Below are 8,993 nucleotides of genomic sequence, written 5' to 3' on the forward strand. Positions count from 1 at the left end.
GTGATGGTAGCCTCGGTACCTATGACAAAGGCCAAATTGTTGAGTCCCCGGATGAGGTGAAAGTCTCAAGTCCGGTTCTGAAGACGAGTAGTTTTGGTGACAGAATTACTTAGTTTAACACTATTGCAGCTTTTCCAAACACTGGAGTTATCTCTATGCTGACCCTCAAAATCGTTGTTTATCTCGTTGTTGGCTTCTTCGTTTCCTTATTCATCCTTGGATTTTTAAACGGAGACCCGGCACGCAACCCCAAACGGCGCGATTTAGAATAAGCAAGGCGAACACCTTGCAAGTCATGGTAGGGGCGGCTCATAGGGTCGCCCCTTGTTGCGAACGCGCCGTGCAGGGGTGGCGTCTGGTTTGTGGGTTATTGAGAACGTTAACAGAACTATGGATTATCCGGTTACGCCACCCGAACCCCCTGCGATCGTGAATTACGAATCGTCCCAGTCTCAGGAGGCTGAGGCGATCGCCCCTGAATTGGCCAAAGTCAATCCCCCTCTGGAGACCGAAACCCTTGGGCCGGAGTTTTCCCAGGCATCCAGCAACGCCGCATTGCTCGGTCCGCCGATGGAGGTGAGTTCGCCCCTCAAACCGGTGAAATCTGCAGCCCCCGAGAGAAGCACAGCAGAAGCAGTCCCCTCGCCGCAGGGCGATCGCCACCGGGAGAAAGCCGCATCGAAACAGTTGCCCGAATTAGAGCCATCCTCCACCGAAGATGCCCTGCGAGACGCAGACACAGAAAACCAGGAATTTACCACCACATTAAACATTGGTCTCGATTGGATGTTCAGCCGGGGGGAAGACATCACCGCCACCAAATCCTCCCCGGTGGAAGCCAACCGCGAAGCAGAAAACCCCACATTTGTCAGCCCCTTACTCTCAACCGGGGTTGAGTGGATGCTCAACCAGGGGAAAGAACTCGCCCCCACCCCCGCCACTACCGCCTCCCCGAGGATTGTGGCGAAGGGAGAAACCCGGGATGTGTATCCCGAGAGGCGGGCCACCACGGCTCGAGAAAGCCCCCGGGAGAGAGAATCGCCGCAGAGTGCAGCAGAGGCGGGGAAAGACAGAGACGAACAAGTTGCTAGCGCCGAGGAAGAAAGCGCCGCCGAAGAAACGGCGATCGCCCCTGCACAGACGATTGAATTGAAAGCCGATCGGCAAGAATTCGATCGCCAGCGACAAATTGCCACCGCCGAAGGAAACGCGCAAATGCGGGCGCGCGGGGCGCTGTTAGATGCCGAACAACTGCAAGTCAACCTCGAGACCCAGATCGCGGTAGCACAAGGCGACGTAGTGTATGCCAAAGGGCAACAAGTGCTGCAAGGCGATCGCCTAGAATACGATATGGTGCAAAATCGCGGCGGCATGGATCGCGCGCGCGGGGATATTTTTGTACCCACCACCGGCCAAGATTTTGGCCCGACCTTGCCCACGGATGTTAGCCCCAGGGCACTACAGCAACAGAATTTGGTCGATCGCCTGCGCGCCGGGGAACCGCCGAACAGAATCCGACCCACCGGGGCAATTTCCATCGGTGCCGGTGTGGGCGGGGGAGTGAACGTCCCGCAAACCGCCGGCACGATTAACCGGGTGCGGTTTGAATCCGATCGCCTCAACTTCAGTTCCCAAGGGTGGGAGGGCCGCAACGTGCGACTGACGAACGACCCCTTTTCCCCCCCCGAGTTAGAGATTCGCGCCGATCGCGTCACCTTTCGCCAATTATCCCCGCAGCAGGATGAAATCGTCGCCACCCGTCCCCGGTTGGTGTTTGACGATTTCCTGTCGATTCCGTTATTGAAAGAGCGGTTTTTAATCGATCGCCGCGATCGCGATCCGTCATTGATTCGCTTTGGATACGATCGCAACGATCGCGGTGGGATTTATGCCGAAACCACCTGGGTACCCCCAAATTCGGGCAACGATCCCGTGCAATTGAGAATTCTCCCCCAATTTTACCTGCAACGGTCCTTAGAAGAAGGCACCGGCAATTTAGGGCGACTGTGGGGGGTGAAAGCTGACTTGGAAGCCTATCCCGGCCCGAGGACTTTTGTTGAGGGATCGGCGGAACTGACCAATTTAGATTTTAACGATGGGGAAGAGAACTTGCGGGCAAGTTTGCGGTTGCGTCAGGGCGTGGCGAACCATGTGGTGACTGGGGAATATTCCTATCGCGATCGCTTGTTTAATGGGTCGTTGGGCTATCAAACCGTGCATCAAAACGTGGGGATGGTGATTGCGTCGCCCGTGATTTCCCTGTGGAAGACGGGAATCAACCTCAGCTATCAAGCCAGCGCCCAGCATATCACCGCCGACAGCGATCGCCTGGAATTGCTCGAACCGGTGCGGGAAAATAACCGAATTCAGCTAGGGCGCTATCAAGCCAGCGCCGCCGTTTCCAAAAGTTTAGTGCTGTGGAAAGGGGAAGAATTGCCCCGTACCCGCACCCAAGGATTGCGCTATACCCCCGCCCCGGTGACTCCCTACATCCGCATTTTCGGAGGGCTGACAGGGGTGGCTACCGCCTATACCTCCGACGATATCCAAAATTCCCTCACCGGTTCGATCGGGATTCAAGGTCAATTTGGCCACTTTGCGCGCCGCTGGTTGGACTATACTGGATTTAACTTGAGTTTGTCGCGGGTGTGGTTTAAAGGGGAATCGCCCTTTATTTTCGACCGCATTGCCGATTCTAAAGTGCTATCTGCAGGATTGACCCAGCAACTGTACGGACCGTTTCGCGCCGGGGTGCAAACTTCCTTCAATTTGGATACCGGGGAACGAATCAGTACGGATTTGACCTTAGAATACAGCCGCCGCACCTACGGGATTCGGGTGAATTACAATCCCGAACGCCGAGAAGGCTCTCTGAGTCTGTCGATTAACGACTTTAACTGGACCGGTGGCGGACAACCGTTTTGAAGGATTTCCCAGGGGCAGAAAAGAAGTTATAATGGAACGTTAGATTTTTTGTAATTTTGATTTGGGGTTTCAGTTCGCGTTGGGCGATCGCGGGTTTCAACGAGTTCGAACCCTCGCACCTGTAGGGTGGGCACAGCCCACCCTACTCTGCTTTTCCCTGTTTTTTGCCCCTGCAGTTTTACTCCAGGCACAAAATAATTTAACTGACGTCGGCAAACTCGTCAAGGAGCGATCGCTTTGGCTTGGTATAACATTTCTCCGGGCGGAAAACTTCACTCTGAGGATGGATGCAGCTTAGGGGAAAAATCTGCAATAATAAGTAAGCCGGAGAATTATCCGCACCATAATTCTCTATAGCGTATTATTCCTGCCTAGAATTCACACCAATTTTGGTAACGAGAATATCTAAACCTGATTATTTCCGGTTGTGTTTCCATGAGTACCATCAAACCCATTTCTATGCAACTTAAAGATTTACCCATATCTTCATTAGCGCCAGAAACCGCTATCGAACGTAATATTTTAACCGTCCATCCGGAAACGGAATTAGTCCAAGCGATCGCCTTACTCTTAGAAAAAAGCCAGAGTTGCCAGTGGCCGAAATTTACGCCTTCGTCCTATAAGAATAACGGAAATAAAATTCCCCCGAATTGCATTTTAGTGGTAGAAGACGAGCGACTTGTCGGACTGCTAACCGAGTGGGATTTTGTGCAGTTTGCCGCTCGAGAAATGAATCTAGAAGGCGTCATCGTTGCTGACGTAATGACCTTCAACTTGATTACCCTGCACGAAGCGGATGTTCGAGATATTTTTAGCGTTCTTCAAATTTTTAGGAAGCATAAAATTCGCCACTTACCCATTGTCAGCGAAAGCGGAAAAGCGGTGGGAATTGTTACCCTCGATACCATTCGCCGAATCCTCAAACCCGCCGATTTGCTGAAACGACGAAAAGTCGAAGAAGTGATGGCAACCGACATGATTCATGCCGAACCCAGTACCTCGTTGCTCGATATCGTTCAGCAAATGGTAGCGCATCGAGTCAGTTCTGTCGTGGTCATCGACAAATCCCCTGGGGTAGACGGTGCGAATTTAAACAACGGTTCGGCGATGGTGCCGATCGCGACGATCTCCGAACGAGATATCGTCCATTTTTTAGCCCTCGAACTGGATCTCGAACAGATTCCCGCCGAAAAGGTGATGCGTGCGCCGCTTTTTTGCTTGCATCAGCAAGAGTCGGTATGGACCGCCCATCAGCAGATGCAGCGACGCAATTTAGAACGGGTAATTATCTGCGGCAATAACGGAGAATTGCTCGGAATTATTACCCAAGGGAGTTTGATGGAAACCCTGGATTCGAGTCAACTGTATCAGGTGATTCAGGGATTAGAGCAAAAAGTCTGGACCTTGCAAGCAGAGAAAGTCGAACTGTTGCACAATCGCAACATCGAACTGGAAAGAGAAGTTAACCTTCGCACGGCAAAACTACAGGAACAAGCTTCGAGAGAGCGTCTTTTAGCGAGAATTGCCCTGCGGATTCGCGAGTCGCTCAATCTCGAGGAAATTCTGAATACCACCGTATCTCAGGTTAGGCAACTGCTGCAAACCGATCGGGTGATTATTTATCGCTTTGAACCGGATTGGAGCGGGATGGTTGCCGTAGAATCGGTGAGAAACAAGCACTTATCGATTCTCGGCAGAACGATAAAAGATACCTGCGCCGAATCTTGGGTGGCACCGTATAAAAAAGGACGCACGAAAGCGATTGAAGATATTTATCGGGCCAAATTGACTCAGTGTCATGTGGAATTTCTGGAGCAATATCAGGTTCGAGCGAATTTAGTGGTGCCGATTTTGCAAGGAGAAGAGCTGTGGGGATTGCTGATTGCCCATCACTGTACCGAGCCGAGAAAATGGAAGCAATCGGAAATTGATTTTCTGCAAAAATTGGCCACGCAAGTAGCGATCGCCATCAAACAATCCACCTTATTCGAGCAAGCTCAACTCGAACTCGATCGCGCCACCCACGCGGAAGTACAACTGCAACAATCCAAAGATGAATTAGAAATCAAAGTTCAAGAACGCACTGCGGAATTAAAGCAAGCCAACGAGCAACTGCAGCGCGAAATTCAGGAGCGCAAGCACTCCCAAGCCGAACTGCTTTCCAGCCAACGGTTTATTCAGCGAATTGCCGAAACCACGCCGGATATTTTGTACATTTACGACTTGAGCGAACGACGAAATCTTTATGAAAATCGCCCGATCGCCGAAATTCTCGGTTATGCGCCGGAACAAATTCGCCACATGGGAGAGGGGGTATTCGAAACCCTATTGCACCCGGAGGATGGCGATCGCGTGCGAGGATATTTCCAACGGCGAATCACCCTAGAGGAGGATGACATTCTCGAGTTCGAGTATCGGCTCAAAGACGCCAGCGATCGCTGGCGCTGGTTCATCAGTCGCGACACGGTATTTTCGCGCAGCGATCGCGGCATCCCGGAGCAGATTCTCGGCACCGCCAGCGACATCACCTATCGCAAGCGCGCCGAAGAAGACTTGCACGAAGCCAATGCCAAACTCAAAGGCTGGGTGAGCGAACTGGAAAAACGCAACCAAGAAATGGATCTGCTCGGGCAAATGAATGAATTCCTGCAAGCGTGCTTGAGCGTGGAAGAAGCCTACAAGGCCCTGAGCGCCCTGATAGAACCCTTATTTCCCGGCACTTCGGGAGGGGTATTCATTCTCGACGATGCGAACAATGTAGTCGAGGCGGTGTCCACGTGGGGCGAGTCTCTCCCCACCCAAACGATGTTTGCCCCCAATGAATGCTGGGCACTGCGTCGGGGTCAGTTGCATTGGGTCGATCGCCACTGTGCCGGGTTAGCCTGCAACCATATCCACTCTGACTCGCACTGGGCGGAGTCGGTGTGCGTGCAGACGATGGCCCAGGGTGAAACGATGGGGATGTTTTATCTGGCAAGCCAAGAAGCGGGGGCACTGACCCCGGCGAAACGCCAGTTGGCGCGCACGGTGTCGGAACATGTCTCCCTGGCATTGGCGAATTTAAAACTGCGCGAAACCCTGCACAATCAAAGCATTCGCGATCCGCTCACCGGGCTTTACAATCGGCGCTACCTGCAAGATTCTTTAGAACGGGAAATCCACCGCGCCTCCCGAGGAAAGCAAACCCTCAGCGCGATCATGCTCGACGTGGATCGCTTCAAGCAGTTTAACGATACCTTCGGTCACGATGCGGGGGATGCCATTCTGCGCGCCCTGGGGGAATTCGTGCAAAACAACATTCGCACCTCGGATATCGCCTGTCGCTATGGCGGCGAAGAGCTAACCGTGATTATGCCCGATGCGTCTCTTGATGATGCCTATCGCAGAGCCGAGGAACTCAGAGAAGGGGTGAAACAGTTGCAGGTGCAGCATCGCGGTCAATCCCTCGGTTCGATTACCATTTCGTTGGGGGTGGCTTGTTTTCCCGAGTGCGGTTTGAGCGCTGAGGCGACTTTGGAGGCGGCTGACGCAGCATTGTATCGCTCCAAAAGCCAGGGCCGCGATCGCGTCACTCTTGCCGAAGGTGACTCTGGGTAGTTTAACCGACTCTTTTTTGCATACCACAACCGTGACGAATTGTCAAGAGCAGGGGCGAAAATTCTTGCAGGTTGACCCTTCCTCGGGCAAGGGTGGTGAGACTGTCTCTTCATTCCCTGGGTGATGTAATTCCACATTTGCCGATGGATTCTAGAAGAAGAAAACGAGTCATGCACGGGTAGGGGGTGAAAACGGCACAGTTTTGCGATCGCAAGGGGACAATCGCCACACCATGCCCGCCCTCGGATTCGCGCTGCAATCCCCATAGCCTTTCGGGGATGGAGGCGAGGATGGGGTCTGAGTGTTGGGATGATATGGGGTTGGATTCGCTTTCCCCCGGGGAGAATCCCTCGGGAACGCGAACCGTTGGGTTTGGCTGAAGCGCAGGGGCAAAATCGGCGCATGGAATGGGGCGGTTGCGCGAAGAAGTTGGGGACTTATTTCATGCACTGTAAAAGTGAATTGTTACGATGGTCACGGTTAAAAATTTTGGAGTAAGAAAAAATAGCGATCGGCAAAACTTAAAATCAGGAAAAGCTGGAATTCGCCCACAGGCAGTAACGATGACAGAAGCGGCTAAAGATACCGCAGTTGCCAGTGTCAAGGCACTGCTGGTTCACTACAGTTTTGATAGAGGGGGCAAGACCCCAGAACAGTTGGTTGCCGAATGGCTCAAAGAGTATCCGGCAGCTTGGGTGCGTCTGGGGGCGATCGAGGCATTGTACCAAGGGCGGTACAAAGCCGTTTCGGTGACGCATATTTTGGCCTGTTGGAAACGGCGCAATCAGCCGCTTTATCATTTCAACCACGAATTTGAAAGTTTAGTTTGCAGCAAATTGCCTGTGGAGTGGAAAGCGTCGGGGCAAACCGATTCTCCTCCCGCCAGGATCGAAGCGGTCTCGCCCCAGTTGGAAGAGGTGCCAGAAATTGCCCCTCCACCGGTAAAACCTGCGGATCCACCCGCCGGGGTATTCTCCCCAAAACCCACCGCCAAGGGTCGGCCCCCTGGGGAAAGCCAACCCGCGGAACAGAAAAAATCCTCGGGAGATGCGCGGCGATCGCCACCACCCTGGGGGGCGGAGTTACCGAAACAGCCATCGCCGCAAAGCGATCGCCCTGCTTCCCCTACCATTGGCGATCGGAAGAAAACTTCTCCGCCTCCCCCTTCTCCCGCTAAACCCGCTTCCGCATCCTCTCGGCCCGTCGCCAAGTCCCCCAAGGTGCCATCGCTTCTGAGTCGGGAACAACTCATCGAAGCGGTGGATAGCGAACTTGACGATTTGCTCGCGGATCTGTGGCGCGAAAAACCCGCCCCATCTGCGCCGCCATTGTCTCCCAACTCCGGGGCGTCTAAAACATCTAAACCGCCCGAACAACCCTTACCCGAGACTCGCGCCCCCGAGAAAAGCGAATCCGTACGCCACCGGGATGGCGAGTCTTTGCCTGAAAGTCCGATTCATCAGTTCACCCCCAAGGTGCCGCCATCGGATTTCTACTCCAGGCTGAAAGCGGTTGCCCAAACCCCTCGCGAGTCTGCCCCGAATCAGTCCGATACCCAGTGAGGTTATCCTTTCATGCGAATTTCGCTATAGAAAGATGCTTTGCTAAAACCGTCGGGCTGTTTGACGATGCTCGTCCGCAGTCGCAAATTTTCACTGGCAAACCAGATGCGCTCTTCGGCGTAAAGGGTGTCCGACTCGGCGATTAGAGTCACGGCGTCATCGCTGCCAATCAGGAAGCGACCCCGTAGAAAACTGTCGGGGGAAGGGGGTTGGTGCAATAGTTTCCCTTCGGTGGATTGAGGGCGATCGCCCAAGGGGACGAGAATTGTGGCCCCGGATTCTTTGGGTTCGTTAAACATGGGTTTGCTTTCCCATCGGATCCGGGCAGCACATAGGGCGTCCGCCGGATCCACCCCCTGCTGTTGGCACAGTTGCACCACGTCGGTTTCGGTGGTGGAAAGGGGGTCTATCCATAAATCGGTGGTGGCTGCAGTGGATCGATCGGCAACTAAATCTTGACGGGTTCTCTGAGAGAACCACTTCCCGGCACTGCGATCGAAAAACTCGATGATGTCCATTAACGAAGCTATCTCGCGTCACTTTTTCTTTGCTCTGTCACTATCCTACGCCGAATTGACTCTGAATCATCGCCGTAGATGCGCGGGAGTGGAAAATTGAGACTGGAGAATTGATAATTGGAAATTAAAAATTGAGCATTGAGCATTGATAATTGAGAATTGATAATTGATAATTAGAAATTTAGCTGGGAGGATTGACAAGTTACAATTTGTGAAAAGCAACGGTAGATATTTAATTGTCTTCTCAGAAACAAACCGTACACTTTAGGTTTTAAATCTTTAGGTTTACAATAGATCCTGCCGCAGTTGGTATAACGTCAGGGACTCCGTAGAAACCAACCCCATGTCTAAAGCCAGGGGCTTGTACTTCTAACCACCTGACCAGCCTAAA

The 8,993-nt window shown here is 52.9% G+C and carries 5 protein-coding genes; 4 read left to right on the forward strand and 1 reads right to left on the reverse strand.

What is annotated here, in order from left to right; all coding sequences use genetic code 11:
- Positions 1–155 precede the first annotated feature (155 nt).
- The 4 genes from LKK83_RS14035 to LKK83_RS14050 all read left to right on the forward strand — a co-directional run bounded on the left by LKK83_RS14035 (position 156) and on the right by LKK83_RS14050 (position 8,084).
- Positions 156–272 carry a photosystem II reaction center protein I gene (locus tag LKK83_RS14035; protein ID WP_324631800.1) on the forward strand — a complete coding sequence of 39 codons (117 nt, stop codon included), beginning with the start codon at positions 156–158 and terminating at the stop codon, positions 270–272.
- 118 nt (positions 273–390) lie between these two features.
- Entirely contained in the window at positions 391–2,925 is a 2,535-nt protein-coding gene (locus LKK83_RS14040; protein ID WP_324631801.1) for a DUF3769 domain-containing protein, read from the forward strand.
- A gap of 435 nt (positions 2,926–3,360) precedes the next feature.
- Positions 3,361–6,522: a diguanylate cyclase gene (locus tag LKK83_RS14045; protein WP_324631802.1), complete on the forward strand. Its 3,162-nt coding sequence runs from the start codon at positions 3,361–3,363 to the stop codon at positions 6,520–6,522.
- A 470-nt stretch (positions 6,523–6,992) separates the two neighbouring features.
- Positions 6,993–8,084, forward strand: coding sequence for a hypothetical protein (locus tag LKK83_RS14050; protein ID WP_324631803.1), 1,092 nt, complete (start codon positions 6,993–6,995; stop codon positions 8,082–8,084).
- Between the two features lie 2 nt (positions 8,085–8,086).
- Here the strand turns inward: LKK83_RS14050 and LKK83_RS14055 are convergent, their stop codons facing one another.
- Complete coding sequence (locus LKK83_RS14055; RefSeq protein ID WP_324631804.1) at positions 8,087–8,602, reverse strand: phycobiliprotein lyase; 516 nt, start codon at positions 8,600–8,602, stop codon at positions 8,087–8,089.
- Between the last annotated feature and the right edge of the window lie 391 nt (positions 8,603–8,993).

This window comes from Phormidium sp. CCY1219, assembly GCF_035615515.1.
In the GTDB taxonomy this organism is placed as follows: domain Bacteria; phylum Cyanobacteriota; class Cyanobacteriia; order Cyanobacteriales; family Laspinemataceae; genus CCY1219.

Coding starts and splice junctions, on each gene's coding strand:
- LKK83_RS14040 (WP_324631801.1), top strand. CDS start 391: ATGGATTATCCGGTTACGCCACCCGAACCCCCTGCGATCGTGAATTAC.
- LKK83_RS14050 (WP_324631803.1), top strand. CDS start 6,993: ATGGTCACGGTTAAAAATTTTGGAGTAAGAAAAAATAGCGATCGGCAA.
- LKK83_RS14035 (WP_324631800.1), top strand. CDS start 156: ATGCTGACCCTCAAAATCGTTGTTTATCTCGTTGTTGGCTTCTTCGTT.
- LKK83_RS14055 (WP_324631804.1), bottom strand. CDS start 8,602: ATGGACATCATCGAGTTTTTCGATCGCAGTGCCGGGAAGTGGTTCTCT.
- LKK83_RS14045 (WP_324631802.1), top strand. CDS start 3,361: ATGAGTACCATCAAACCCATTTCTATGCAACTTAAAGATTTACCCATA.